The organism is Lactococcus lactis (genome assembly GCF_029023865.1).
GTDB classification, from domain to species: Bacteria; Bacillota; Bacilli; order Lactobacillales; family Streptococcaceae; genus Lactococcus; species Lactococcus lactis.
This window is the reverse complement of sequence record NZ_CP118969.1, coordinates 60,708-86,412: the sequence shown is the minus strand read 5'-3', so window position 1 is coordinate 86,412 and position 25,705 is coordinate 60,708. Positions and strand designations below refer to the sequence as shown.

Below are 25,705 nucleotides of genomic sequence, written 5' to 3'. Positions count from 1 at the left end.
ACAGAAAAACAGGAAGGATCTAATCACCTCCTGTTTTATTTTATTCTAAGCAAGAAGAACACCCTCTTGATACAATTATTTTATCAATAATAAAACGTCAAAGCGTTACGTATTCTGGAGGGATGTCCTATTGCTTAATACTACCAAAGTTCCATCAACACTTCAAGTGTCTCATCAAATAAAGAAAAACTTAGAAGATCAAATCCACGAGATTACCAATCATCCTGAAATTTATGCTCAATCTCCTTTTGATTTTTCTAGAAATAGAAAGTTATCTTTTGAGACAACGATTAAAATCATCCTCTCTTTTGGAGGGCAAAGTCTATCTAGTGAATTACTCTCACATTTTAATTTCACCCTAAAAACCCCTACCGCGTCTGCTTTGGTACAAGCTCGTAGTAAAATAAAGTTAAAAGCATTTGAGCAACTCTTTTACCGAACTATTCCTTCAGCACAACCCAATAAATTATACAAAGGCTATCGAATATTTGCCCATGATGGTTCTGATCTTAATATCCCTTACAATGAAAAAGAATCAGATACCCATTATAGAGTTGGGAAATTTGGGAAGCATGTTGGATCACTTCACCTTAATGCTTTATATGATCCTTTAAATAAACACTACGTGGCAGTGGACTTTCAAAAAATTAAGCAGTTAAATGAACGTAAAAGTTTGTGTCAGATAGTTGATGATTTTGATTTCACAAGTCCAACAATTATTATTGCGGATCGTGGGTATGAATCTTTTAATGTTTATGAACACATTAAAAAAAGCGGACAAAAATTTTTGATTCGAGCAAAAGATACAAAGAGTAATGGGTTGCTTAATGGCCTTGATTTGCCATCAGATGGAACATTTGATAAAAAAATAACCCTTCAATTAACAAGAAGACAGACAAATAAGGTAAAAAAAGATAAACATTATCATTTCTTGCATAAAAGAGCGAATTTTGATTATCTTCCTATCCGCTCCAAAGAAACTTATCCGATCAGTCTCAGAGTCGTTAGAATTAAGTTGAATGAGGACACCTATGAATCCTTAGTGACAAATCTGGATCCGTTCCTATTTACAAGCGAAGACCTAAAAGTCCTTTATCACTTGCGTTGGGGAATTGAAACTTCCTTTAGAGAATTGAAATATGCTCTAGGTTTAAGCCACTTCCATTCAAAGAAACTTGACTTTATTATCCAAGAAATCTTTGCCCGTCTCATTATGTATAATTTTTCAATGACAATTACTTTGGCTGTGGTCTTATCTAATCGTTTAAAACACTCCTACCAGATTAATTTTACACAGGCCTTTGGGATTTGTAGGCGGTTTTTCCTTGATCAAAACGTCAATGTAGAGCAATTGATAAGCCGATATCTTCTTCCCATAAGGCCGAATCGGAGTGATCAAAGAAGATTAATAAAAAAGAAATTTCCTGGTTTTTTATATCGTATTGCCTAAGATTATCAATCGGACTATACAAGTAGGACGTTTTTTTGCGTGATTCATTTATGAAATTAGAACGTCAATGAGATAGAAAAACAAAATATTTAAGAATAAAATGATACTGTTTTCCTTAACTTAATGACATTGGAGTATACCCTGGTGTCCACTTCATGCTTAAGATATAAAAAGGTTCTGTTACACGAGCGTAATGAAAAACGAGTTTGTTTCAAAGTAACTTTTGTACTTTAAAAAATTCAGGTAGTCAATAGAAACCCGTAATATATTCTTGAAAATAAAAAAAAAAAAAAGAATATAATGGAAGTATTTACAAAACATATAAAACATTATCTGACAAAGAACTCCAAGAAACTAACGCAGGAATGTCTTGGTGGCAAGCTATTGATGGGGTGATTAGCAATTTCCAAAGTACACCAGCCTGGGTTCAAGGTAAAAAACAAACAAGTGGATATGTTCCATATGTGCCAGGTGGAGGATCTTGGGTTGGAGGACCTGGTATGAAACCAGGAAGATAAGGAGATAATGTGAAATATTTTGTGACATCTCTGTCTCCATCCAAAAATATGGGCACAATGAATTGGCAAACGATGATATTAGATAAACATCGTGTAGAGGATTCCTACTGGGAAAATGCAAAATTAGAATTATCGAAAGAAGTTGAATGGGTTACGCAAAGCGAACTTTATAAAAAAGCCAAACGTAACGATGGTTCAGGAGATGATATTATATTATCATTACCTGTAAGCATAACTTTAGAAACAATAAAATCTGATTTTCCTAATGCAAATGTTTGGGTATATAAATAAAAAAACACCTAATAAGGTGTTTTTTTATCGATTCCTTTTTTTCTATTTTATCCTGTTTTCGTTGTGACAACGTTGTACATAAAGCCCATTTGAGCAAATACTTCAGAAAACAAATAACAATGTATTAAAAAGCGCATGAAGTAGAATAGAGTCGGTTAGGACTTGTCTACGATGATAAACGTATGTTAGAGCAATACTTAAGGGTAAATATCCTAAAATATCCCAACTAAACCCTGAATGAACATAAGAAAAAAAGAAACAAGATAGAAAAAAAGTCCAACGATAATAGCCAAATAATTTATAAAAACAAGCACGATAAATACTCTCTTCAAGAATTGGAGCTAAAATCGAAACAGCTACAAATTGTCCTGGAAAGAGTAAAGAACTTAATATATTTTCAACCTTCATTTGATTAGTGATTTGGTGTGAAACATTATATAAATTATGACTAGTAATAAATTGAACAACAAATTTTTGAATAAAAAAAGTAATAATTAATAAAGAAAAAATAAGGAGAATATTCTTCCATTCTAAACTTTTGCGATAATTTTTATAAAAACCACACTTTATCCCAATAAAAATACAAATTGTCACAACAACTAATGTTAAAATAATGAAAGGAGGAGTATTTTTATAGGCTATTCCATATGTATCCCCATTAGAGTTTAGAAAGTTTAAAAATACTGCCGGAAGCTGAGATAAAATAAATAGAAAAAAGGCAGTAGCAATAATTATAGATTTCGAGAAAATGAATTTCAAAAGTTCTCCTTTTTAAATTATGGACATTAAAAAATTATTCATTTATATGTTTTACCAACTGCAAAAACATAAAAAATACTACCAATAAATGCAATTATTAACCCCAGTAATAACATCCATATAATATTTTCTCCATTGCGAATTAACAGAGGAAGCAAAAATCCTAACATAGATATTAATGGTGTATAAGTTCTTTTATAGTAAGGATTCCAATTCAATATTAAGAAAATCAAACAAATCAAAATTCCTAGTAGATAGACGATAATTAATAAAGGTGAATCTAGTTGAGAGAAATTACCATTAAGTTGAAGTAAACCTTTTGGTAAAATTGCGCTCATCTTATTATAATAATCAATATCATTACTATATCTAACCAAATCTAATTTATAAAAAGTAGAATTAAACATGATATAAATTACTGTAACAATGGCAGAGAATATTGAATAGATAAGCAGTGACCAACGTTTTAGGTTACTAAGATATAGGAGCATGTTTCTGCCATCCTTTCATGTATTTTTGATAGTTTCACACAAACTATTATTTTACTAAAATTTTAAAAAATTAAGATATTTTTAAACACTACAACACAACTGAATTTGCAATTATAAATCTCGAAAGTCAATTATTTAAGATGATTTAATAGAAAAGCTCCATTTAGAAATAAAAATGGAGTTTTTCTATCTTTATTGCTAACAGTAATTATTTACCATTAAAAGAAGACCAAGGTAGATTCTAACCGCCCCATGTGTCATTTGAAGAACCGTAGCCACCACCTTCTCCTTGTTGAGAATTTTGCCCCCCACTTGTAGTGAGCAATTCTTCGTCTGAAACAACTTCAAAATTCAATTGATTTTTCATTTGTAAATCTCCTTATATTATAATAATGTCAGTATACTCCGAAAAAAAACATAAATGCAAGAATTTTCGCACAATTACAAATGAAGCCCTTAAATTATGAAGTCCTCCCCATAATTTTATCTAAAAAGTAATTGAAATAAGTTTTCTTTCCAATAATGGTCACCGTTTTTCCTTGCAAGCCATACCTTATATTTGGGAGGTCTTTTGCATTGATAGCGGTTGTCGCAGAAACTTTATAAGCATTTCCCTCTTTAAAGGCGGTTGGGGCGCTATCAATTTGTTTAATGATACCAGTTAATATCTCTGGTTTAGGTAAATTTTGCTGTACTGTAAATCTAACTTTTTGACCGACTTTCATTCCAGAAATTTGAGTACTTGGGATATAACTTGTCAGATTAACTTGTGTTTCTGCCTTTAATAAAGGATAGATTTCTGCGATAGGTGTTCCAATCGGAATCTTTTTCATCCCTAAAATATCTGGGAGCACATGCAGGACTCCAGTCTGTTCCGCAAAAACTTGACTGTACTGGTCATCTTGTTTTTGCAAGCTAATTTTTGTTTCTAAATCAGTAAGGGTACTATTTAGGTCTGTCATTTCTTTATTTGAAGCTGAAAGTGCCTGGTTTTTAAAGTTAAGATTTGACTAGATTGGCTATTATCATAAGCATTACTTCCTGTTAAGCTACTTTCTTGCACATTAAAGGATTGAATTTGGCTTTTTAAGCTGTCTTTACTCGAAGCTAAACCTGATAAAAATTGACTTTTTAAAGACTCCTCTTGACTTTTAGTCGCTTGCTTAGCAGTTTCATCTGGATTTTTTTGATTTTTTAAATCGGCCTCTAAAGTCGCTTGTTGCGCTTGGTAACTGTTATATTGAGAGAGGTAGGGATTATCTTGTGAAACTCCACACCACTCGATACCGCATTTTCGATTTCAGAGTAATTCTGAATAGCCTGTTGGAGTGTTCCACCTGATTTTGAATAGCTTGCTTTTGACTCTCGGTACTTTTATTTTGGTCTTCTACCGCTTGATTCGATTTTTGAATGGTTGCTTCAAGACTTTTTACTTGTGATTCATAATTTTCAAAACTTTTCTCATATCCAAAACTATCGGTAGTGGGAAACTCATTTTTTTCGTTGGTTAAACTCTTTTGAAGGAGGTCAAGCTGTGCTTTTTTGTCTAGCACTTGTTTCTTTTGAGTCAGTAGCTCACTGAGTTGGGTCTGTTCTGGTGTGCCATTATATTTAAGAAGTAGGCTATTTTCTTTAACTACTTTGCCTTCTTTGAGGTTGTTTTCAATGATTGGATTGGCATTCGTTGATTGAATTTTAGCAACTATTTTTGTAGGTTCAATACTTCCTGTACTGATGACGGTCAACTCCTTATGTGCAAAGAAAGTAAAAATTACCCCCCCAACAAGAAGGATAAAAAGTGGAAGAATTGATATGAAATCTCAGACATGTTTAAATTAAAATGTGAGAGGGACAGTTCTGTTTTCTTTTCTTCAAATTCACTGGGTACAAGATAGACCTCATTTAATCGTTCATTGGCTACCCTTGCCTTTTGTAGTTTTGTTTGAAGGTTAATGATATTAGTAATTGGATTTGTAAAGTAAGAAAGCAAGGCATTAAAAGTAATGAATTGTCCGAGGGTAATTTTTTGATGCATGACTAAAGTTGCACCAAACCATAAAATAAGAACATTTAGTACAAGTTGTACTGTCGTTTTTATTGCCGTCTGAATGGCTTCTGACTGTTGTAAAGTGAAAGCCTCTTTTAGATAACTTGCAAATTCGTAGTCAATTTTTTGATATCTCTCTTGTTCACTGGCGAGCGCTTTGATGGTTTCAATCCCATTAATGTCTTCAATAATTGAGGAATTTAAGATGGCATTGGTTTGCATAACTTCATGATTTTGTCTTTCAAAAAGCGGAGTAAAAATAATAATAACAACAATATAAAGTGGGATTGCCAAAAGAACGAGAAGAAAGAGTTGCATATTTTGAAGCCCTAAAATCAGTCCTGTCATAAGAACAATGGTTAAATCTAAAAAGAGCGAAAGAATCGTTGAGGCAATAGCATCCAAAATAGAACTGGCATCGGAAAACCGACTGGTAATTTCCCCTGTTCTTCTAGTCGAAAAGAAAGACATCGGGAGTTGGAAAATGTGTCTAATATAGGAAAGGATGACATCAATGGCTAATCTTTGAGAAAGAACGTTTAGTAAGAAAGCCTTAGCAAACTCTAAGACTTGTTGGATAATATAAGTTAACAATAGCCCTACTGAGATAATCCCTAAAGTTCCCATTAAGGCATTTGGAATGTAACTATCAATCATGCTCTGGAGGTAGTAAGACCCTAGAATATTAATCAACGTTACAATGAATGAGGCAATTACAATATTGAGAATGACTTTCTTTTGACGGGTGATAATTGGGATAAAAGATAATAATGAAGAAGTTTTTTCTTTAGTGGGCTGATAGGATGGGGTAGGTGAAAGAAATAAGCTAATGCCTGTCCACTCTGATAAGAAAACTTCTTTTGAAAGTTTTGTCATTTTAACGGTTGGGTCAGGATCTGCGATGAATACCGAATTTTTATTTGCGCCAGTTATCACATAGTAGTGTGGATACTTTTGGTTCTTGATGACATGAGCAATAAAAGGGTAAGGGACTTTCTTCATTTCAAAAAGGCTTGCATCAGCTCTTAGTACTTGAACTACAAAACCTAAACCTTCTCCTGCTTTTTTTATTCCTAAAGCGGAAGTTCCCTCGATTGTTGTACCAGCAAGTAAACGAAGAGAGGCAAGCGATTTTTCTGTCCCATAGGATTTTAAAATCATTGATAAAGCAGCACATCCACAATCCATTTCATCTACTTGGGAGGTATAATTTTTCTTTTTAAATTTCATAGAGCCTTTCAAAATATTAATTTTTATTAATTTTTGATTAAATTGTATCACGTATATCTAATTTTTTCAATAACATTTATCAAACATCAGAAATATATATATAAACTATTTTTTTATTAGATTAAATAGTTTTTATACTCAATACTTATTATATATTCTTAGCAATTATTTTAACATCTATCCTATAATCATGAGATTTATCAATATCATGAAATAAATTTCCCAAATAAAATAAAAAATACTGGATTTATCATTATATCCAGTATTTTTTATTGAAAAGTCTTACAAATTAGCAGTTTCTTTTTATTCTATTTTAAAAGTAAAACTTCTTCCACTACTCGTTTCGGCAATACCGTAAGAATCAATGCGTGTCCTACGGGCTTCCACATTTGGAGCTTCTTCAAGAACTTCTAATATCATTTTTCTTGCTTTTCAAATTCTTCTTTTGTAATGGTATGATTTGAAAACTGTTCTGATAACTTATCTAAACTTCCTCAAATTTAAAGAAGTTAAATAATAAAAATGACCTTCGGGTTATTTTTTATTTTTAAAGCAAATAAAAACTTACTGACCAATCATCAGTAAGTTTTTTTATTTATCTAGGTCGTAAAAGGCTGAATCGATTTCCTAAGGTACTGTAATCATCACCCGCTAAACGCCCAACTGGTTTGAGTTTATTTAGATTGACATGAAAGTTTCCCTCATCCAATAGTTCCTCTGCAAAAGAGAAATTGACAACTTCAAGAAGAACTAAATGCCCACTCTCTCCTAAAGGTAAATGATGATACAATTTAGTTTCTAAACGAACATTTGACTCCTTTAAACTTGGAACCTGAACTTTCTGAGAAGGGACAAGTTCAAGTGAAAATTCTTCCGCTTCACTAATATGCTCCGCTAATGGTGCTGCCGTTTGATTCATTAGCTCCACATTATCCTCATTCACAAGGTGAACCACTGCTTCTTTCGTCGTCAATAAATTATTCAAACTATCTTTATTTCCCGTAAACGAAATGGATAAAAGTGGTGGATTTGACGAAGCAACATTGAAAAAACTAAAGGGGGCCACATTAACTAGACCTTCGAGATTTTGACTGGTCACCCAAGCAATTGGGCGCGGAACAATACTGCCTGACAGAAGTTTATAGACTGTTTTTTCGTCGAGCTCATTTGCTTGATATGATTTCATCAGTTCTCCTTTATTGCACTGTTTCAGCCGGAGTTCCAGCTTTGTGTTCCAATACTTTTTCAACAGTCCATAGTTCATCTTTTGTGCGGTCACGATGAGCATCTGAAGTGTCCAATGGACGTAAACTTGCGGCTGTTCTCGCTTTAGTAGCTTCATCTCCGGGGAATAAATGAGGAGGTAAGCTCAAAGATAAACCTGATTCTTCCTTTGTTTGGTCAATCCAGAAACCAGAAGTAATTAAAGCTTCTTCATAAGAATCAACAGCTCCTAGACCTGATTTTGCCATGTCCAATGCCCCAATCCCTGGTGTGTAAGTCGCAATTTCAAAGAGAACTCCTGGTGCTACTCTGACATATTCACTTGAGAAATAGAAACGGTCAACCAAACCAGAATGTGGCAAACGGAAAGCCTTAATGCGTTCAATCCAATAGTTTAAAGTTTCAGGATTTGCTGTTCCCAGAGCTAAATGATGAATCGTACCATAACCTTGATAAGCGTAAGCTTCTTTTTCACCAGCTTCTTGAAGAATCAAAGCTGCTCCATTTCCACCATTCGCCACTTCAAAAAGATGTAAATCATCTTCTTGACCAGCGTAACGGAAGCCAAAAACTGTTTCCAAAATGGTCCGAAGATTTTCAGCATTTTCAACTTTTACAAAAACTGGGCCAAGTCCAGTAATTCCATGCTCTTGTGGAACATTTGAAAGTTGCCAAGAACGTCCTTTTGAATCATCCCCACTATTATTTTGGTCAGAAATCAATTGATATAATTGACCATCAAAATCTTCGAACTCTAAGGTTTTTTGACCAAATTTACTAGAAATTTCGCCATGTTTAACATGGGCATTGTCAAAACGACGGGTCCAATAATCTAAGGATGCATCTGTCGGTACACGGAATGAAGCACGTTCGATATTATTAACCCCATGATTTCCTTTAGGAATATCTTTGAAATCAAAGAAAGTCATATCAGCTCCATGCCCATCTTCTTCTGTGAAAAAGAGGTGATAAGTTTCATAGTCATCTTGATTGACTGTTAATTTTGCTAAACGCAGACCCAAGATATTTGTGAAAAAATCATAGATTTTTTGAGCACTTGAGGTGATTGCTGTTACGTGGTGAACACCACCAAGAGTAAGATTTTCAGGTATTTTTGTTTCAATTTTTGTTAATTCAGCCATTTGTTTTCTCCTATTTAGTTACTTTGCACTGAAACTTTTTCAATACAAAATTATTTTGTTTCTGTAAGCCATTTATTAGCGGCTAAAACTTCCTCTTGCGTCAATTGATGACCAAGTGAACTTTCATATATTTCAAGCTGACAGCCTGAATCTTCCAAATCACCTTTTAAATCACCAAAGTTTTTCTGAGGAACAATCATATCATTTGGTGCATAGCTTAGAAAGACATGCTTATCATCAAGTTGAACGGTCTGTTCAAAGTCTTCCAATTGCATCCCATGAAAGGCAATAATTTTATCAAAATTTATTTTTCCTCTAAGAAACATATTCAAAGCTACATTTGCACCATTTGAATAACCGATAGCTATCATTTTATGGACGTCAAGGTCATGTTTTTCAGCCAACAAACTGACCTCATCCGTCAACCAGTCTGTTTCTTCATCTAAAGATTCAAGATCAAAATTTTCTTTAGTAAAACCACCTAAGCCTCGGAGTTTAAAATAACGATTGACTCCTTGCTCATTAATACGTCCACGAATTGACAAAATAGGATGTGAAGGGGGCAATCATTTCAGCAATTTCTACTAATTGATGCTCATCTCCACCCGTGCTATGTAATAACAAAAGAGGTGCCAAATCTTTACGACCTGCCTTAAAAACATAATCTGTCATCTTTCCTCCTCCATTCATGATTTCAGATTCTTATTTACTAAGTTTGAAATACAAATCAGCAACATTTCCACTAAATTCTTCAACTTGTCCAGAAATTACAACTTCAAGAACTTTCGCTGAATCATCAATTGCCGGAATTTCACGATTTTGTAGTGTTACGAATTCATCTACACTAGCAAATTCTTTAGTCATTGTACGTCCATCAAGGGTTTTAAAAGTAACTTTCATTGTTCAATCCAACTTTCTCATTTCTATGTTTACAATTGTAAACGAAAAGAATTTCATTGTCAAGGAATTTATTTTTAAAATACAAAAAAATCAGCAAATGCTTGCCGATTCTTGAAATCTATCTAATTTATTTGATGATTGTTACACTACAAGGTGCATGTTTAACCACGTAAACTGCTGTAGAGCCAAGCAACATTCGGTCAAGAGCGCCTTTTCCTGAAGAGCCCATCACAATCATATCAATTTCATGTTCTTTAGCGAAATCGACAATTTCATTTTTTGCCGAACCATCAACTCGAATTTCTTCAAACTTCACTTCATTATTGATAATTGCCAAAGCTTTGTCTAAAACTTCTTTAGCTTCATTATCTGCACTTTCTTCAAGTACGGGAACTGCTGGAACTACTGGAATAGCTGGTGCAGGAACCACAGGAACTGGGTTACCAGCTGCATAAATACTGTTTTTATCCGTCGCATGTAAAACGAATAATTGTGAGTTGTCTCTTTTAGCAAGGACAATAGCTTCTTTTAACGCTTCTTCTGCCTGCTCAGATCCATCAATTGCGACTAGGATTTTTTTATAATTTTTACTCATTGTAACCGTCCTCCTCACTACAATTTTACGTTATTTCAGAGAGCAAGTCCAATTAAACGCTGTACAATTTATTCTATAAACCATTTATAAAAAATGACTTTCTTACTAAGAATGCTTCAAACTAGTATTATCACTCAATCTTCAGGTCCTTATAGTTAGAATTGATTTATAGAAAAGGGATTCTAAAAATACAAAAACATTTTCTTTTTCATTTAAGTTTCATTTCAGCATTATAACGTATAATAGTTTCCATACTCCTAAATAAACTTTTTTCATAAATACTCCTAAAACTTCCGTTTACTCCGCGGAAGTTTTTTTAGCCTTTGATTTACTAAAGTGGTATAATTACTTTTAAAATCATGAAAACAAGATACAGACAAATTGAAAGGACTCTAAAGAGATGACACAAAAAATTGTTGCAATCACAGGTGCTTCAAATGGAATGGGATTTGAGGCAGCAGAACTTTTTGCCAAACGGGGTTGGAAAGTATACGCTGGGGCACGCCGCGTTGAAAAAATTCCACAATACGAGAACAACATCAAAGCACTAAAACTGGATGTTACTAGCTCTGAATCAAACCAAGCTTTTGTGAAAAAAATTTTAGATGAGGCAGGTCATATTGACGTCCTCATCAATAATGCAGGTTATGGCGAATACGGACCAGCCGAAGAAATCCCAATGGATAAAATTCGCAATCAGTTTGAAACCAACTTCTTTGGTGCGGTTGAATTAACTCAACTTGTCTTACCAACAATGAGAGCTCAAAATTATGGACGAATTGTTAATATTTCATCAATTGGTGGAGATGTCTATATGCCACTTGGTGCTTATTATCATGCTACAAAAGCCGCCCTTCAACAATGGTCTGACGTTTTGGACCTCGAAGTTGCCCAATTTGGTATCCGTTCAGTTTGTGTTCAACCTGGTGGAACTCAGTCAAGCTGGGGAAATATTGCCCTAGAAAATACTAAAAAGAATATGAGTTCAAACTCTGCTTACCAACCTTTGGTAAATTCTGTTGCTTCAGGACTTGACCGTTTTATGAAAAATAGTGCTAAAGCTTCTGATTTAGCTGAAGTTTTTTATAAAGCTGCGACGGAGATTAAACCGAGCCTTCGCTACCTCCACTCTTTCGGTGATAAATTCATGGTAAATGTTGCTCGTAAACATCCAAAAATCTTTCGTAAAGCTCTTCTTATTACAATGCGTTACTTTGAAAAGCACAATCAATAAAAATACAACCTTGAGTTGTATTTTTTTATTTCTACTTTTAAAAGTTCTATCAGCTCCATTAAAAAATCATATCGCTAGAATTTTCTGAATTTCTTATAATTATAATAAGTTTTATAGCTAAAGGAGAAAGCTATGGTTCAAGAATTGCTGACGAATAATCAACGAATGTGATTAACGACTATTTTTTATACTAACTAAAATTTTCAAAAATAGGAGAAAAAACTATGACTAATCACAATTATAAATTCGACACTTTGCAAGTCCATGCAGGACAAGTCCCTGATCCTGTCACGGGTTCACGCGCCGTTCCGCTCTATCAAACAACTTCTTTCGTTTTTAACAATTCAGACCATGCCGAAGCTCGTTTTGCTTTACAAGATCCTGGAGCTATTTATTCACGTTTAGGAAATCCAACCAACGATGTTTTTGAAGCACGCATCGCAGCTCTTGAAGGTGGAAGTGCAGCCCTTGGTGTTGGTTCTGGCTCAGCCGCTATTACCTATGCCATCTTGAATATCGCTACAGTCGGTGATAATATTGTTTCCGCAAGTACCCTTTATGGTGGAACCTATCACCTTTTTTCTGGGACTTTACCAAAATATGGAATTACAACTAAATTTGTCAATCCAGATGACCTGAAGAATTTTGAAGAGGCGATTGATGAAAAAACCAAAGCTATTTATTATGAAACTTTGGGCAATCCGGGAAATAATGTGATTGATTATGATGCCATTGGTCAAATTGCTAAAAAACATGGAATTCCCGTTATTGTTGATGCAACGTTTACTACCCCTGTGACCTTTAAACCATTTGAACATGGTGCTAATGTAATTGTTCATTCAGCAACGAAATTCATTGGCGGTCATGGTACTTCTATTGGTGGAGTCATCGTTGATGGCGGAAACTTTGATTGGGCAAATGGTAATTTTCCTGATTTTACACAAGCTGATGAAAGCTACAATGGGATTAAATTTGCCGAATTGGGTGAAATTGCTTTTGTGACTCGGGTTAGAGCTATTTTATTACGTGATACGGGTGCGGCTTTATCACCTTTTCATTCTTGGCTTTTCTTACAGGGGCTAGAAACACTCTCACTCCGGGTAGAACGTCACATCTCCAATACTAAAAAGATTGTAGAATTTTTAGACAATCATCCTAAGGTGGAACTTGTTAACCATCCTCTGCTTGAAAGTAATTCCTATCATGCGCTCTATCAGAAATATTATCCAAAAGATGCTGGATCTATCTTTACCTTTGAACTCAAAGACAAAGATGAGAAAAAAGCGCGTGATTTGATTGATCATCTTGAAATTTTCTCACTTCTAGCCAACGTTGGAGATACCAAATCATTGGCCATTCATCCTGCTTCGACCACTCACCAGCAGCTGAATGCCGAAGAACTTGCTAGTGCAGGGATTTCCAAAGGAACCATTCGATTATCGGTTGGTATTGAAGATGTAACTGACTTGATTGCTGATTTAGAGCAAGCATTAGAAAAAATATAAAAAAATGAGCGGTAACCAGCCGCTCATTCTTTTTTTTAGGAGTAAACTTTATGAAAAATTTTATTGGAATAAATATATTATAGTCAACTTGACTTAAGTTTTACTAAAACTAGGCTAATATGAATAAAAACTATTTATAGGAGCCTTAATTTTTTAGTCCTAACATTATTTATTTGGGGATAGGAATTCCTGCCGTGCTTATCTTTAATCAGTTGGGATATTCTTCAAATGTTTTCATAACATTTATCGAATTTAATGGAATTGGTTTTGTGGCTTTAGCTATTTCAATTATTTTATTCATTAAAAATAGCGATAAATAAAAAAATGAGCGGTAACCAGCCGCTCATTCTTTTGTTTAGGAGTAAACTTTATGAAAAATTTTATTGGAATAAATATATTATAGTCACCCTGACTTAAGTAATGCTAAAATTACGCTAAATTGAAACTAAACTTCGTCTTTTTGTAAGAACATGAATGAAAAACTTGTCAAGATTTATAAAAAAGTGGGCTTTATAAAGTCCAAGATTTATGATAAAATAAGGGCAGAATGCTTATTTTTTAGCACAAAAGTAGTCAAACTACTTTATCGAAAAATATTTGAGAATTTTTCTCATCAATAAAAAAGGAAAATACATGCTTACAGTATCTGATATTTCATTACAATTCTCTGACCGCAAGCTTTTTGACGAAGTAAACATCAAGTTTACACCGGGAAACTGTTACGGTTTAATCGGTGCCAATGGGGCTGGTAAATCAACTTTCTTGAAAATCTTGGACGGTGAAATTCAACCAACAACAGGTCACATCTCAATGGGGCCAAACGAACGCATGTCTGTTCTTCGTCAAAATCATTACGATTACGAAGACCAAACACCACTTGATGTCGTGATGATGGGGAATGAAAAACTTTTCGCCATTAATCAAGAAAAAAATGCCATTTACATGAATCCTGATGCGACAGATGATGACTTCATGAAAGCTGCCGAACTTGAGGCAGAATTTGGCGAAATGGGTGGTTATGAAGCCGAAGCTGACGCTGCTCGTCTTTTGCAAAACCTCGGAATTAAAGCTGAACAACATACAGATTTGATGGCCAATTTGACTTCTGGCGAACACGTTAAAGTCCTTCTTGCTAAAGCACTTTTTGGTAAACCTGATGTTCTTCTTCTTGACGAACCGACCAATGGACTTGATATTCAAGCAATAGCTTGGCTTGAAGAATTTTTGATTAATTTTGAAAATACCGTTATCGTTGTTTCCCATGACCGTCACTTCTTGAACAATGTTTGTACTTACATGGCAGACCTTGACTATGGTAAAATCAAACTTTACCCAGGGAACTATGATTTCTGGAAAGAGTCTTCTGAACTTGCTCTTCGCTTGCAAGGTGACCAAAACCGTAAAGCTGAAGAGAAAATTGCCGAGTTGAAAGAGTTTATCGCTCGTTTCTCTGCTAATGCGTCTAAATCAAAACAAGCAACATCACGTAAGAAAATGCTTGATAAAATTGAAGTTGAAGAATTCGTTCCTTCATCACGCAAATATCCATTCGTTGGTTTTGAACAAGAACGCGAAATCGGTAATGATTTACTTCGTGTAGAAAATCTTTCAGTTGCGATTGAAGGAGAAATGATTATCGAAAATATTTCATTCATCTTAAATCCTGGTGATAAGACCGTATTCATTGGTCAAAACGATATTCAACAAACAACGTTACTTCGTGCTTTAATGGATGATGTAGAAGATAATTGGACCGTAACTGGCGATATTAAATGGGGAGTTACATCTTCTCGTTCATATCTTCCAAAAGATAATACCAAAGATTTTGATACAAGTGACTCTATTCTTGACTGGTTGCGTCAATTTGTATTGACAAAAGAGGAAGACGATAATACTTACCTTCGCGGTTTCCTTGGACGTATGCTTTTCAAAGGTGAAGAATCTTTAAAAGCTGTCAATGTCCTCTCAGGGGGAGAAAAAGTTCGTGTCATGCTTTCTAAAATGATGCTTCAACGAGCTAATGTGCTTGTTCTTGATGACCCAACTAATCACTTGGATTTGGAATCTATTTCTGCACTTAATGATGGTTTGAAATCATTTAAAGGCTCAATCCTCTTTGCTTCACATGACCATGAATTCATTAATACTATTGCCAATCACATTGTTGTTCTTGGTAAATCTGGTGTCATTGACCGTATTGGTGAAACTTATGATGATTTCTTAGATAATGCAGAAGTACAAGAAAAAGTAAAAGCACTCTGGGCCGATTAAATTTATTATTATTTAGTTCGTTTACACTGTTGTGTAAACCAAGTTTACAGTTCTGTCAGTAAAATTTACTGACAGAATTCATTTTCATCCACTGTTAGCGCTAACAGTGGACTGGGGGAGAAGTCATGAATCAAAATTTAAAACTTTTTGCGACAGATATGGACGGAACTTTTCTGCGCAATGACCATTCGTATAATCACAAAAAACTCGCTGAAGTAATTAAAAAAATTCAAGATAGAAATCTTCTTTTTGCTGCTTCTTCTGGACGTTCTTTACTTGGTTTGATTGAAGTTTTTTCAGAATATAAAGATCAAATGGCTTTTGTTGCTGAGAATGGTGGAGTTGTTGCTTATAAAGGAGAAATTCTCTTTGCAAAAGATTTGACTGTTGCTCAAACTCAAGAATTAATTGATGACTTGCAAGAGATGCCGTTTAGACCCAAAAATGACTATTTAATTTCTGGCCTTAAAGGTGCTTATTATCCTGAAGGTATTTCTAAAGAATACCTTACTCATGCAAAACTTTATTACCCTAACTGTCAACTTTACCATCGCTTAGATGAAATTGATGACAAATTGCTCAAGGTTACAACCAACTTCCCCGAAGACCACTTGCGTGACTGTGAGCAATGGATTACAGACAGACTCTCTTTCGTAAGGGCAACAACAACTGGTTTTACTAGTATTGACATTGTGCCAAATGGTATTTCTAAAGCTTCTGGTTTGGCACATTTGTTAGCACATTTTAACTGGCTCCCTGAAAATTTAGCTGTTTTTGGTGACCAAATGAATGATTTGGAAATGTTTGAATACGCTGGTTCTTCTTTTGCTGTCAGTAACGCAGCGCCTGAAATTCTTGAACTAGCTGATAAAGTCATTCTTTCTAATGACGAAGATGCTGTACTGGTTGAGATTGAAAATATTTTAAATGAAGAATAATTTTATTCAATAGATTTCCTATTGTGAAAAAAAGTGACTATCTGGTCACTTTTTTTGTTATAATTTTAATGAGAGATTATTTGATTTGGAGAAAATAAAAATATGAAAATTGCAATTGATGCAATGGGAGGAGATTTTGCTCCCGAAAATATTGTCAAAGGTGTAAACTTGGCAAAGAAAGAACTTTCTGATGTTACCTTCCAACTCTACGGAGATGGGGCAAAAATTCGTCAATTTTTAGACGATGAAACAAATATTGAGATTGTTGAAACAACTGAAATCATTGATTTTCATGATGATCCAGTTGCTGCCATTAAATCAAAAAAAGACAGCTCACTTGTCCGAGCTGTGACTGCTGTGAAAAAAGGAGAGGCTGATGCAGTCTTGTCTGCCGGCTCAACTGGTGCACTTTTAACCGCCGGCTTACTTTTGGTTAAGAGAATTAAGCAAGTGTCACGTCCAGCCTTGATGTCAACCTTACCGACAGCTGATGGTCGCGGTTTTGATATGCTTGATTTGGGAGCAAATACTGAAAATACGGCCCACCACTTAGTTGATTTTGCCATTTTGGGTTCATATTACGCTGAAAATGTTCGCGGCATCAATAAACCACGTGTTGCTTTGATTTCTAATGGTGCCGAAGAATCTAAAGGTTCGCCAACTGTCAAAGAAGCGCATGAAATTTTGTCAGCTATGTCTGAAATCAACTTCATCGGAAATATTGAATCTCGTGATTTACTTTCAGGTGGGGCTGATGTTGTAGTAACCGATGGTTTCACGGGAAACGCCATTTTAAAAGCGATTGAAGGAACAGCAACTGTTCTCATGAAAGAAATAAAATCAGCCATCATGGCTGGTAGTGTCACCACTAAAATTGGTGGGGCTCTAATTAAAAAACCTTTGTCTGGACTTAAAGATTTGATGAGTACAGATGGAGCTGGTGGAGCTGCTTTTGTTGGTCTTAAAGCACCTGTTGTTAAAGCTCACGGAAATTCAAGTGAATTGGCGATTGCCTCTGCCTTGAAACAAATTCATAAAATGTTGGAATCAGATGTTTCTGGTAAATTAGTCGAACATTTTGAAAAAATGGACAAATAAAAAACTCGGGAAACCGAGTTTTTTTACTGACAGAATTGAGCTGTCAGTATTTTTTATCTACCATTTATACTTCGTACCGAAATAGTTAAAGATAATCATATCAACAACTAAAATTATCATCATAAAATTATAAGGAGACTCTTTTTTCAAAAAAATAGAATAAATAAACAAAATTACAAAGAGTGGAATAAAAATCCAAGCCCAAAAAACTTTTTTCTGATAAAACTTTTCGGGTAATGGTTTTCTCGATTCATTTTTGTCCTTAATGAAAAAAACTAAAACTAGTCCAATTATTAAAGCAGTAAAACTAGCATTTGTATTGAATGACTGGGGATGAATTGCAAAATTAGACCAATTATTAAAAAAATACTGCTCAACAACCAAAATGTATATTCTTTTTTTGTCATATTTTTCTCCTTATTTTACTGACAGCTTTCTTCAGTAAAATAAAATTTCTAAAAATTACTTACAAACGTTTAACAGTATTGACATCTGCTCCTTTTGACTTTTCTTGGTGTTCTTTGAGCCATTTTTCACGTTCATCATCATCTAATTTAACGACAAAATAAATCATAACAAGTAATATCAAGATTCCTAAACCTAAAATTAGGACGGATAAAGTAAAGCTTGTCAGTAAAACCAATGAAAAGAGAACCGAACCAATTCCAATCAAAAGGAATTTTTTCTTAATGTTAGCAAGTCCAGTTGATAAATATTGAACAAAACTCATAAAGACAGTCAGCCCACTCAGAAAAACATAATTTCCACTCAAAAAGAGAGCTATTCCACAAACTGTCGTCAAAATAATTGCCCAAGTGGGGGTTCCAAAGCGATTATTTTTAGAAACAAACATAGGCACATCTTCATGAGCCTGAGCCAAACTGGCTAAAATTGTTGGTGTATTAAAAGTGGTCGCAACAATAACACCAAAAATTGAAAAACATATTCCGACAACAAAGAGCGGAATTCCAATGCTACCCACGATTTTACTAAAAGCTGTTGCCGCAGGCACAAGTGTTTTAGTCAGTTCTGGCCCCAATGCCCCAATGGTAATGGTTTGAATAATCAGATAAACAGCCAAACAGGTTAACATGACAAGGGACATCATTTTTGGTAAATTTTTTGCTGGATTTTTCATTTTTTCAGCATTCACCGGTAGAAATGAAAAGCCGGTGAAGAAAAAGAATACAGTACCGTAAGCTGACAGAAATCCTTTAAAGCCACCTAAATTTGCTGACGAAGCTGTCAGTAAATTTGGACTTGAAAAATTAAGACCACGTACCAACCATAGACAAGTAAAAATAAAAACAAGAACTAAGACAATTTTCACAAAAGAAGTCAGATTGTCTAAACCAGCAATAATTGAACTCCCAAAATAGGAGATGATTCCTAGGGCTAAAATAATAATGATACCAATTAACAGACTATTAAGATTTGGAAGAATCATTTTCATTGCTGTCAGTAAAGCCGAAACCTCTGTAGCTAGTGTCACTGTACCTAGCAACCATGTCACCATTCCCACAATAAAGCCTGGAAAACGCCCAAAAGTTTCTTTAGCATAAACAAAAGCTCCACCATTTTTTGAATAAATTTTACTCATGTTGGCATAAGCAAAAGCAATCACAAAAATCGATAAACCAGCACATAAAATAGCCAGTAAACTCCAAATTCCTGCATCTTCATAAATTTTGCCAGAAAGTAAGAAAATTCCTGAACCAATAATGGAATTCACACCCAACAGAAAAATGGCTGCCGGTGATAATAATTTATTTTCTTTCATTGAGACCCCACTTATTTTAATTAAGTTAAGACTTTGTTAAATTTATTGTTAGTTAAATTATATCAGAAAGGCCTCATTTTTCGTCATTATTTCACCAGTTTATGCAAAAAACTAAGCTATTCATTGATAACTTAGTTTTTCATTTATTCTATAAAATAGACTAGCCTAAAGTTGCTTCAAGTTCAATATCGACTCCTGACAGAGCCTTAGATACTGGACAGCTTTCCTTTACTACTTTGGCAATTTCTTGAAAATCAGCTTCAGAAAGTTCTGGTACCACTGAACGATTAGTCAATTTAATTTTTGTAATCGCTGGACCATCTGCTGTTGCTTCAAAAGTAACATCTGCCGTTGTGTCAATAGAAGTTGCTACTAAGCCTTTTTGTCCTAAAACCATTGAGAATGCCATACTAAAACAGGCTGCATGAGCAGCTCCCAAAAGTTCTTCTGGTGTGGTAATATGAGCTTGACTTTCTGAACGTGCTTTGAAATTATAGGGAGTTTCTGTAAAAATTTGAGAACTTTCAGCAGAAATTGTGCCAAAACCATTTTCTAAAGTGTCCTCCCAATGTGCTGATGCAGTAGAGATATTTTTCATTTTTTTCCTCCTTAATAGAACTGTGCAATTGCTTTATGAATTTAATACTTAAGTTGTATTTGTAATTCTCTCTTGTAATTTGAGTATATCTTTTTGCAATTGTGAATTCAAGCAAATTGATTTTCTACTTTTTAAAGTTTGACAGTTCATTACAAAAAGTGTAAAATTTAAAACAACAAGAAAGTAACTTTGATTTTGAAATCTTTAGGAAGTTGGTGGTTGTGCAAACCAACGTTTTCAGCAAAGTGAATGGGCTTGTGATTAACTAATAAATTTGATTTAAAAAAATAAAGAATCACGGCCGCTTCCGTTACAGAGCAACTTGTTTTTTGACAAGTTCTAAGAAAATCATTTGATTTTAAATTTACGGTGGCACCGCGCTCAAAGCGCCCGTAGGACTTTTTATAGTTCTATGGGTGCTTTTTTTATTTTTTATTTAGTGTAAACCAGTTTACACTCTTCAATAATCAATCTAATCCAAACACACATAAGGAGAACAAAATGACAAAACCAACTATTTTAACTGGAGACCGTCCAACAGGAAAACTTCACATCGGCCACTATGTAGGCTCTTTGCAAAATCGTGTCAAAATGCAAAATGAAGATAAATACAATATGTTTGTCTTTTTAGCTGACCAACAAGCTTTAACTGACCATGCAAAAGAACCTGAACTCATTCGTCAATCTGTCGGTGATGTTGCCCTTGACTACTTAGCAGCAGGACTTGACCCTGAAAAATCAACCATTTTCATTCAAAGTCAAATTCCTGAACTGGCTGAACTTTCAATGTATTATATGAATTTAGTTTCACTTGCCCGCCTTGAACGCAATCCTACTGTAAAAACAGAGATTGCACAAAAAGCTTTTGGTGAATCAATCCCTGCCGGCTTTTTAGTGTATCCTGTTTCTCAAGCTGCTGATATTACTGCTTTTAAAGCCACTCATGTTCCAGTCGGAAATGATCAAAAACCAATGATTGAACAAACACGAGAAATTGTTCGCTCATTTAATAATGCTTATCACACAGATGTTTTAGTTGAACCAGAAGGAATTTACCCTGAAAATGAAGCTGCTGGTCGTTTACCTGGACTTGACGGAAATGCCAAAATGTCTAAATCTCTTGGAAACGGAATTTTCCTTGCTGATGACATGGACACACTCAAGAAAAAAGTGATGTCAATGTATACTGACCCTGACCATATCAAAGTTGAAGATCCTGGTAAAATTGAAGGAAACATGGTTTTCCATTATCTTGACGTTTTTGGTAAAGCTGAAGATGCAGAGCAAATTGCTGAAATGAAAGCCCAATATCAAGCGGGTGGTCTTGGTGATGTGAAAACAAAACGTTTCCTTCTTGATGTTCTTGACCGCGAACTTTCACCAATCCGTGAACGTCGTATTGAGTTTGCACAAAATATGGACTACGTATACGACATGCTTAAAGCAGGCTCACTTAAGGCCCAAACTGTAGCCAGTCAAACTCTTGATGAAGTTAAGTCTGCAATGGGAATCAACTATTTCAAATAATTCATTTTCAAATTTTACTTCCTTAGCCTTACTAATCTTGAGGATTTACCAGTTTACACTATTTGCTTTTAGTTGACACTGGTGTAAACTCAAGTCATTTATTTTGGAGATTTAACTTGATTGATTTAAAGAAAATTAAAAGATTTGCTCAAGAAATTCATGATAAAAATAATGATGGACATGGCTTTGACCATATTGAACGGGTCGTTGCTCTTGCTCAAAAAATTTTACTGACAGAGCCGTCAGCAAATCAAGAACTTGTTCTAGCAACTTGTTATTTACATGATACTTATGATGAAAAATTAACAGATGATGTTCCTAAACAAAAAGCTAAAGTTGCGCAATTTTTAAATGAGCTTAAAATTGATAAAAAGCTCATTGATGAACTTTTTATGATTATTGACAACATGAGTTTTTCAAGTAATTTAATTGAGAGAAAAACACTCTCTTTGAATGGACAAATTGTACAAGATGCTGACCGCCTTGATGCAATGGGAGCTTGGGGAATTGTAAGGACACTTGAATATGGTTGGGCAAAAAATCGAGTCTTTTATGACCCAAATCTGCCACCTTTAGATTACAATTCTAAAGAAGACTATCATAGTCAAAAAAATAACTCCACACTCAATCATTTTTATGAAAAATTGTTTTTGTTAAAAGATTTATTAAATACAACCGAAGGAAAAAGACTAGGCGAAAAGCGTGATAAAATAATGCACCTTTTTGTCAGCCAAATCGAAGAAGAATACAAGGAAACTCATTTTTAATTTTTACTGACAGACCCTATCAGTGCTTCTTTTATGGCCTTGTCAGTAAAAATCATTCCCAAATCGAAAGGAAGTGACTAATGTCTGGCTTCACAAAAATAGTTTTTAAACTTCATAATTTTCTTGACAGAAATAAAATCAAAAACAATTTGAAATTCAAGCCAAGCCTCACTTCTAAAACATTGGTTTTTGCTCATCGTGGTTCTAAATCCAACTGTCCAGAAAATACATTGGCCGCTTTTCATGAAGCTGTTCGTGTCCATGCTGACGGAATTGAGCTTGATGTCCACTTATCACTCGATAATGAATTAATTGTTATTCACGATGAGAAAATTGACCGGACAACAAATGGTAAAGGTCTTGTCAAAAATATGAATGCTATAGATTTAAAGAAATTTGATGCTGGTTCTTGGTTCAATCCAAAATTTACTGACGAAAAAATTCCAACTTTGTCAGAGGTTTTAAAATTACTTACAGACCTATCATTTACTGGTTATTTAAATATCGAAATTAAAACTGATAAATTTGACTATCCCGGAATTGAAAAAAAACTCTCAGACTTAATGACAGAAACTAAATGGCCCTTTAGCTATATTTATAGTTCGTTTAATTTTGATTCATTAAAAAAAATACACACTTTTGATTCAAAGGCTGAAGTTAATTATCTGACAAAAAATCTTTTGACCCTAAAAAGTCATTATAAAGGCAGCTCAACAGATTTTATTTCAGGAATTCATCCCCGAAGAACCTACGCCTTCAAGCACCCACTTCTTCTCAAAAGTTCAAAAAGACCCCTTCGTCTTTGGACAGTTAATCAAGAAACAGAAATACGACAAGCTTTTCAACAACATGTAGCTGGAATCATCACCGATTTTCCGGAACGTGCCCTCGAAATTCGTCGAGAAATCCAAGACCAGTCAAAATAGACTGGTCTTTTTTTCATCTATCACAAATGATATCTATTTCACAATATTTTGAGGTGAAAATCACATAGTACAGTAATTGTAAGCGTAAAGCATTTCTCTTTACATTTTGTTTCACAAAGGGTATAATTAAATCGTGCGTGTTATTTTGTCAAACTTGTTTGACAAAATAAGCACAAGGATTTGGAAGGGATGCATAAACATGCAATTTATTAACTATCTAGGTCAAGACGCTTACACAAATATCGCGATGGACAGCTGGCTACTTTATCACCTAAAACCAACTGAGCCTGTTTTTGCTTTATGGCAAAATAAACGTGCAGTTATTGTGGGGCGCAACCAAAACACTTTTGCTGAAGTGAATCAAGACTACATTGACAGTCATGATGTTCAAGTTGTTCGTCGAGTATCTGGCGGTGGTGCAGTTTATCATGATGAAGGAAACATCTGTTTCACATTTTTTGTTCCTGTCGAAAATTCTGGCTCTGTCAACTTTAAAAAATTTGTTCAACCGATGTATGAAGCACTCCATGCTGTTGGAATCAAAGCTGAAATTACTGGACGCAATGACCTTGAAGTTGAGGGTAAAAAGATTTCGGGAAATGCCCAACGCTATGCTGGAGGTTATTTGATGCATCACGGAACCCTCCTTTGGGACACTGATGTTGAAGCAATGATTCGTTCTCTCAATGTTTCTGATGAAAAATTTGTCAGTAAAGCGGCTAAATCAGTTCGCGCTCGTGTGGGAAATATCAAAGATTTTGCCCCTGAGGACTTAACCTTAGATAGTTTTATTGACGCATTAAAATACTATCTCACAGACGAAGGAAAAGATGGTGAATTAGTTTTAACTGATGACCAACTTAGCTCAATCAAAAAAATACGAGATGAGCAATTTGCAACTTGGGATTGGAATTATGGCGAATCACCAAAATTCTCCTTCCAAAATCACGCTAAATTTACTGGCGGAGCCATTGATATTCAAGTCAATGTTGAAAATGGTAAAATCACTGAAATTAATTTCCAAGGAGATTTCTTAGGCGTTCGAGATTGGCGAGATATCAAAGAGCAATTTATTGGTCTTGAATTTGAACCTTCAGCAATTCTTGAAGTCCTTGAAACAAATAAAGAAGGACAATATTTTGGAACAATTCAAAATACTGAACTTTCTGAAATGTTCAAAGCTGACTATCGAACAGATTAAGTTATTTCACAAGCATAACCTTAGGAAATTTCTCCAAAAAATGATAAATTTCTAATTATAGACACATAAAATAGAAAGGGAATCTATTATGTCAAATTCAGAACAAATCTTAGATTTCAAAGCGCAGCTAGAACTGCAAGACACTACATTTCCAATGCTTCAAATTCTTAACGAAGAAGGAAAAATTGTTGACGAAGATGGTCTTAAACGTGCAGGACTTTCTGATGAAAAACTCGTTGAACTCTTTAAAAGTATGCTTTTTGCACGTCAAGTTGACATTCGTTCAATGAAATTAGCTAAACAAGGACGTATGGGATTCTTTGGACCTCACGCTGGTCAAGAAGCTTCTCAAATGGCCTCATCATTCGCTTTCACTGACGAAGACTGGCTCTTCCCAGGTTACCGTGACTTGCCACAAATTTACGCAAAAGGTTGGCCAATCTGGAAAGGTCTTCTTTGGTCTCGTGGACATCAACTTGGTAATGAGTACACTACCGATGATGGTAAACCTGTAAACTCATGGTTCCCACAAATTATCATTGGTGCTCAATACGTTGAAGCTGCTGGTGTCGCGCTCGGACTCAAAAAACGTAAAAAAGATGCTGTAGCTTTCGTTTACACTGGTGATGGTGGTTCTTCACAAGGTGATACTTATGAAGGAATTAACTTTGCTGGAGCTTATAAAGCCCCACTTGTTGCCTTTATCCAAAATAACGGCTATGCAATTTCGACACCTCGTAGTCTCCAAAGTGCCGCTCCTCATTTAGCTGCTAAAGGTTGGGCCGCAGGTGCTCCTTCGATCGTAGTTGATGGAATGGACGCGATTGCTATGTATCTTGCTTCTAAAGAAGCTCGTGCTTGGGCAGTAGCTGGAAATGGTCCAGTTGTTATTGAAGCAATTACAAACCGTTTAGAACCACACTCAACAGCTGGTGATGACCCACTTCGCTATCGTACTAAAGAAGACATTGAAGCTTGGTGGAAAAAAGAACCTCTCGTTCGTATGCGTAATTTCCTGACTGAAAAAGGACTTTGGGATACAGAGAAAGAGGAAGCTTATATTGCTGAACTTGATGCAGGTATTGATGCCGACATTAAGAAAGCCAACAATGTTGAAAAACAAAAAATTTCTAGCTTCATTAAAAATACACTTGAAGTGCCAAGCCAAGCAATGGCAGAACAAATTGCAAAATTTGAAAGCGAGGGCAAATAA

Annotated in this window: 27 protein-coding genes, 1 pseudogene and 1 other annotated feature; of the genes and pseudogenes, 14 read left to right on the top strand and 14 right to left on the bottom strand. The window is 34.8% G+C overall.

Annotated features, from left to right (window positions below):
- The first annotated feature begins 130 nt into the window (after window positions 1-130).
- The 3 genes from PYW37_RS00500 to PYW37_RS00490 all read left to right on the top strand — a co-directional run bounded on the left by PYW37_RS00500 (window position 131) and on the right by PYW37_RS00490 (window position 2,259).
- On the top strand, window positions 131-1,450 hold the full coding sequence (locus PYW37_RS00500; protein WP_011834695.1) for an IS4-like element IS1675 family transposase: 1,320 nt from the start codon (window positions 131-133) through the stop codon (window positions 1,448-1,450).
- A gap of 365 nt (window positions 1,451-1,815) precedes the next feature.
- Window positions 1,816-1,968, top strand: coding sequence for a hypothetical protein (locus PYW37_RS00495; protein WP_010905099.1), 153 nt, complete (start codon window positions 1,816-1,818; stop codon window positions 1,966-1,968).
- A gap of 9 nt (window positions 1,969-1,977) precedes the next feature.
- Entirely contained in the window at window positions 1,978-2,259 is a 282-nt protein-coding gene (locus tag PYW37_RS00490) for a hypothetical protein (protein WP_010905098.1), read from the top strand.
- Window positions 2,260-2,361: 102 nt separating this feature from the next.
- Here the strand turns inward: PYW37_RS00490 and PYW37_RS00485 are convergent, their stop codons facing one another.
- The 12 genes and pseudogenes from PYW37_RS00485 to PYW37_RS00435 form a co-directional block, all read right to left on the bottom strand.
- Window positions 2,362-3,018, bottom strand: coding sequence for a CPBP family intramembrane glutamic endopeptidase (locus PYW37_RS00485; RefSeq protein ID WP_021214956.1), 657 nt, complete (start codon window positions 3,016-3,018; stop codon window positions 2,362-2,364).
- Window positions 3,019-3,056: 38 nt separating this feature from the next.
- Complete coding sequence (locus tag PYW37_RS00480; RefSeq protein WP_223848592.1) at window positions 3,057-3,425, bottom strand: transporter; 369 nt, start codon at window positions 3,423-3,425, stop codon at window positions 3,057-3,059.
- A gap of 325 nt (window positions 3,426-3,750) precedes the next feature.
- Window positions 3,751-3,876: a lactococcin family bacteriocin gene (locus PYW37_RS00475; RefSeq protein WP_021214955.1), complete on the bottom strand. Its 126-nt coding sequence runs from the start codon at window positions 3,874-3,876 to the stop codon at window positions 3,751-3,753.
- A 94-nt stretch (window positions 3,877-3,970) separates the two neighbouring features.
- Window positions 3,971-4,471: an HlyD family efflux transporter periplasmic adaptor subunit gene (locus PYW37_RS00470; protein WP_223848591.1), complete on the bottom strand. Its 501-nt coding sequence runs from the start codon at window positions 4,469-4,471 to the stop codon at window positions 3,971-3,973.
- Window positions 4,468-4,794 carry a hypothetical protein gene (locus tag PYW37_RS13340; protein WP_474547513.1) on the bottom strand — a complete coding sequence of 109 codons (327 nt, stop codon included), beginning with the start codon at window positions 4,792-4,794 and terminating at the stop codon, window positions 4,468-4,470. The genes PYW37_RS00470 and PYW37_RS13340 overlap by 4 nt, the downstream gene beginning before the upstream one ends.
- A complete protein-coding gene (locus tag PYW37_RS00465; protein WP_230494238.1) occupies window positions 4,766-5,254 on the bottom strand; it encodes a hypothetical protein in 489 nt (162 codons plus the stop codon). Before PYW37_RS00465 ends, PYW37_RS13340 begins: the two co-directional genes overlap by 29 nt.
- 26 nt (window positions 5,255-5,280) lie before the next feature.
- Complete coding sequence (locus PYW37_RS00460) at window positions 5,281-6,786, bottom strand: peptide cleavage/export ABC transporter (protein WP_269670455.1); 1,506 nt, start codon at window positions 6,784-6,786, stop codon at window positions 5,281-5,283.
- A gap of 595 nt (window positions 6,787-7,381) precedes the next feature.
- Window positions 7,382-7,972 carry a flavin reductase family protein gene (locus PYW37_RS00455; RefSeq protein WP_023189481.1) on the bottom strand — a complete coding sequence of 197 codons (591 nt, stop codon included), beginning with the start codon at window positions 7,970-7,972 and terminating at the stop codon, window positions 7,382-7,384.
- Between the two features lie 10 nt (window positions 7,973-7,982).
- The gene (locus tag PYW37_RS00450; protein WP_010905093.1) at window positions 7,983-9,152 is read right to left on the bottom strand and encodes a ring-cleaving dioxygenase; all 1,170 of its coding nucleotides are present in this window, start codon (window positions 9,150-9,152) and stop codon (window positions 7,983-7,985) included.
- Window positions 9,153-9,202: 50 nt separating this feature from the next.
- Window positions 9,203-9,824 (bottom strand): annotated as a pseudogene (locus PYW37_RS00445) (alpha/beta hydrolase).
- 30 nt (window positions 9,825-9,854) lie between these two features.
- Window positions 9,855-10,052 carry a DUF4649 domain-containing protein gene (locus PYW37_RS00440; RefSeq protein WP_012896939.1) on the bottom strand — a complete coding sequence of 66 codons (198 nt, stop codon included), beginning with the start codon at window positions 10,050-10,052 and terminating at the stop codon, window positions 9,855-9,857.
- A gap of 127 nt (window positions 10,053-10,179) precedes the next feature.
- Window positions 10,180-10,647 (bottom strand): universal stress protein, encoded by a 468-nt coding sequence (locus PYW37_RS00435; RefSeq protein WP_010905090.1) that lies wholly within the window; start codon window positions 10,645-10,647, stop codon window positions 10,180-10,182.
- Between the two features lie 400 nt (window positions 10,648-11,047).
- On the opposite strand from PYW37_RS00435, the gene PYW37_RS00430 reads away from it, so the two are divergent.
- The 6 genes from PYW37_RS00430 (at window position 11,048) to plsX (ending at window position 17,693) form a co-directional block, all read left to right on the top strand.
- Window positions 11,048-11,881, top strand: a complete 834-nt coding sequence (locus tag PYW37_RS00430; RefSeq protein ID WP_023189479.1) for an SDR family NAD(P)-dependent oxidoreductase — start codon at window positions 11,048-11,050, stop codon at window positions 11,879-11,881.
- 224 nt (window positions 11,882-12,105) lie between these two features.
- Window positions 12,106-13,386, top strand: a complete 1,281-nt coding sequence (locus PYW37_RS00425) for an O-acetylhomoserine aminocarboxypropyltransferase/cysteine synthase family protein (RefSeq protein ID WP_025017048.1) — start codon at window positions 12,106-12,108, stop codon at window positions 13,384-13,386.
- A gap of 194 nt (window positions 13,387-13,580) precedes the next feature.
- Window positions 13,581-13,706, top strand: coding sequence for a hypothetical protein (locus PYW37_RS00420; RefSeq protein ID WP_023189477.1), 126 nt, complete (start codon window positions 13,581-13,583; stop codon window positions 13,704-13,706).
- Between the two features lie 313 nt (window positions 13,707-14,019).
- The gene (locus PYW37_RS00415; RefSeq protein WP_014570333.1) at window positions 14,020-15,657 is read left to right on the top strand and encodes an ABC-F family ATP-binding cassette domain-containing protein; all 1,638 of its coding nucleotides are present in this window, start codon (window positions 14,020-14,022) and stop codon (window positions 15,655-15,657) included.
- A 125-nt stretch (window positions 15,658-15,782) separates the two neighbouring features.
- Window positions 15,783-16,595 (top strand): Cof-type HAD-IIB family hydrolase, encoded by an 813-nt coding sequence (locus tag PYW37_RS00410; protein WP_025017047.1) that lies wholly within the window; start codon window positions 15,783-15,785, stop codon window positions 16,593-16,595.
- Between the two features lie 102 nt (window positions 16,596-16,697).
- Window positions 16,698-17,693, top strand: a complete 996-nt coding sequence (plsX, locus tag PYW37_RS00405; RefSeq protein WP_017863956.1) for a phosphate acyltransferase PlsX — start codon at window positions 16,698-16,700, stop codon at window positions 17,691-17,693.
- A 466-nt stretch (window positions 17,694-18,159) separates the two neighbouring features.
- On the opposite strand, the gene PYW37_RS00400 is transcribed toward plsX, so the two are convergent.
- Window positions 18,160-19,473 carry an APC family permease gene (locus PYW37_RS00400; protein WP_025017046.1) on the bottom strand — a complete coding sequence of 438 codons (1,314 nt, stop codon included), beginning with the start codon at window positions 19,471-19,473 and terminating at the stop codon, window positions 18,160-18,162.
- 160 nt (window positions 19,474-19,633) lie between these two features.
- Window positions 19,634-20,071: an OsmC family protein gene (locus PYW37_RS00395; protein WP_003132235.1), complete on the bottom strand. Its 438-nt coding sequence runs from the start codon at window positions 20,069-20,071 to the stop codon at window positions 19,634-19,636.
- A 162-nt stretch (window positions 20,072-20,233) separates the two neighbouring features.
- Window positions 20,234-20,468 (top strand) — a binding site (T-box leader).
- Window positions 20,469-20,572: 104 nt separating this feature from the next.
- Here PYW37_RS00395 and trpS point away from each other — a divergent pair.
- The 5 genes from trpS to PYW37_RS00370 all read left to right on the top strand — a co-directional run bounded on the left by trpS (window position 20,573) and on the right by PYW37_RS00370 (window position 25,705).
- Window positions 20,573-21,598 (top strand): tryptophan--tRNA ligase, encoded by a 1,026-nt coding sequence (trpS, locus tag PYW37_RS00390; RefSeq protein ID WP_003132233.1) that lies wholly within the window; start codon window positions 20,573-20,575, stop codon window positions 21,596-21,598.
- A 116-nt stretch (window positions 21,599-21,714) separates the two neighbouring features.
- Window positions 21,715-22,365 carry an HD domain-containing protein gene (locus tag PYW37_RS00385; RefSeq protein ID WP_021723190.1) on the top strand — a complete coding sequence of 217 codons (651 nt, stop codon included), beginning with the start codon at window positions 21,715-21,717 and terminating at the stop codon, window positions 22,363-22,365.
- An 80-nt stretch (window positions 22,366-22,445) separates the two neighbouring features.
- On the top strand, window positions 22,446-23,291 hold the full coding sequence (locus PYW37_RS00380; RefSeq protein ID WP_021469892.1) for a glycerophosphodiester phosphodiesterase: 846 nt from the start codon (window positions 22,446-22,448) through the stop codon (window positions 23,289-23,291).
- A 199-nt stretch (window positions 23,292-23,490) separates the two neighbouring features.
- Complete coding sequence (lplA, locus tag PYW37_RS00375; protein WP_010905078.1) at window positions 23,491-24,492, top strand: lipoate--protein ligase; 1,002 nt, start codon at window positions 23,491-23,493, stop codon at window positions 24,490-24,492.
- An 88-nt stretch (window positions 24,493-24,580) separates the two neighbouring features.
- Window positions 24,581-25,705 (top strand): thiamine pyrophosphate-dependent dehydrogenase E1 component subunit alpha, encoded by a 1,125-nt coding sequence (locus PYW37_RS00370; protein ID WP_010905077.1) that lies wholly within the window; start codon window positions 24,581-24,583, stop codon window positions 25,703-25,705.

Excerpts from the sequence above, each read along its gene's own strand:
- PYW37_RS00415 (WP_014570333.1), top strand. The coding sequence starts at position 14,020 with ATGCTTACAGTATCTGATATTTCATTACAATTCTCTGACCGCAAGCTT.
- PYW37_RS00380 (WP_021469892.1), top strand. The coding sequence starts at position 22,446 with ATGTCTGGCTTCACAAAAATAGTTTTTAAACTTCATAATTTTCTTGAC.
- lplA (WP_010905078.1), top strand. The coding sequence starts at position 23,491 with ATGCAATTTATTAACTATCTAGGTCAAGACGCTTACACAAATATCGCG.
- PYW37_RS00480 (WP_223848592.1), bottom strand. The coding sequence starts at position 3,425 with ATGTTTAATTCTACTTTTTATAAATTAGATTTGGTTAGATATAGTAAT.
- PYW37_RS00410 (WP_025017047.1), top strand. The coding sequence starts at position 15,783 with ATGAATCAAAATTTAAAACTTTTTGCGACAGATATGGACGGAACTTTT.
- PYW37_RS00455 (WP_023189481.1), bottom strand. The coding sequence starts at position 7,972 with ATGAAATCATATCAAGCAAATGAGCTCGACGAAAAAACAGTCTATAAA.
- plsX (WP_017863956.1), top strand. The coding sequence starts at position 16,698 with ATGAAAATTGCAATTGATGCAATGGGAGGAGATTTTGCTCCCGAAAAT.
- PYW37_RS00495 (WP_010905099.1), top strand. The coding sequence starts at position 1,816 with ATGTCTTGGTGGCAAGCTATTGATGGGGTGATTAGCAATTTCCAAAGT.
- PYW37_RS00425 (WP_025017048.1), top strand. The coding sequence starts at position 12,106 with ATGACTAATCACAATTATAAATTCGACACTTTGCAAGTCCATGCAGGA.
- PYW37_RS00450 (WP_010905093.1), bottom strand. The coding sequence starts at position 9,152 with ATGGCTGAATTAACAAAAATTGAAACAAAAATACCTGAAAATCTTACT.
- PYW37_RS00430 (WP_023189479.1), top strand. The coding sequence starts at position 11,048 with ATGACACAAAAAATTGTTGCAATCACAGGTGCTTCAAATGGAATGGGA.
- PYW37_RS00440 (WP_012896939.1), bottom strand. The coding sequence starts at position 10,052 with ATGAAAGTTACTTTTAAAACCCTTGATGGACGTACAATGACTAAAGAA.
- PYW37_RS00370 (WP_010905077.1), top strand. The coding sequence starts at position 24,581 with ATGTCAAATTCAGAACAAATCTTAGATTTCAAAGCGCAGCTAGAACTG.
- PYW37_RS00470 (WP_223848591.1), bottom strand. The coding sequence starts at position 4,471 with ATGACAGACCTAAATAGTACCCTTACTGATTTAGAAACAAAAATTAGC.
- trpS (WP_003132233.1), top strand. The coding sequence starts at position 20,573 with ATGACAAAACCAACTATTTTAACTGGAGACCGTCCAACAGGAAAACTT.
- PYW37_RS00435 (WP_010905090.1), bottom strand. The coding sequence starts at position 10,647 with ATGAGTAAAAATTATAAAAAAATCCTAGTCGCAATTGATGGATCTGAG.
- PYW37_RS00395 (WP_003132235.1), bottom strand. The coding sequence starts at position 20,071 with ATGAAAAATATCTCTACTGCATCAGCACATTGGGAGGACACTTTAGAA.
- PYW37_RS00475 (WP_021214955.1), bottom strand. The coding sequence starts at position 3,876 with ATGAAAAATCAATTGAATTTTGAAGTTGTTTCAGACGAAGAATTGCTC.
- PYW37_RS00460 (WP_269670455.1), bottom strand. The coding sequence starts at position 6,786 with ATGAAATTTAAAAAGAAAAATTATACCTCCCAAGTAGATGAAATGGAT.
- PYW37_RS00400 (WP_025017046.1), bottom strand. The coding sequence starts at position 19,473 with ATGAAAGAAAATAAATTATTATCACCGGCAGCCATTTTTCTGTTGGGT.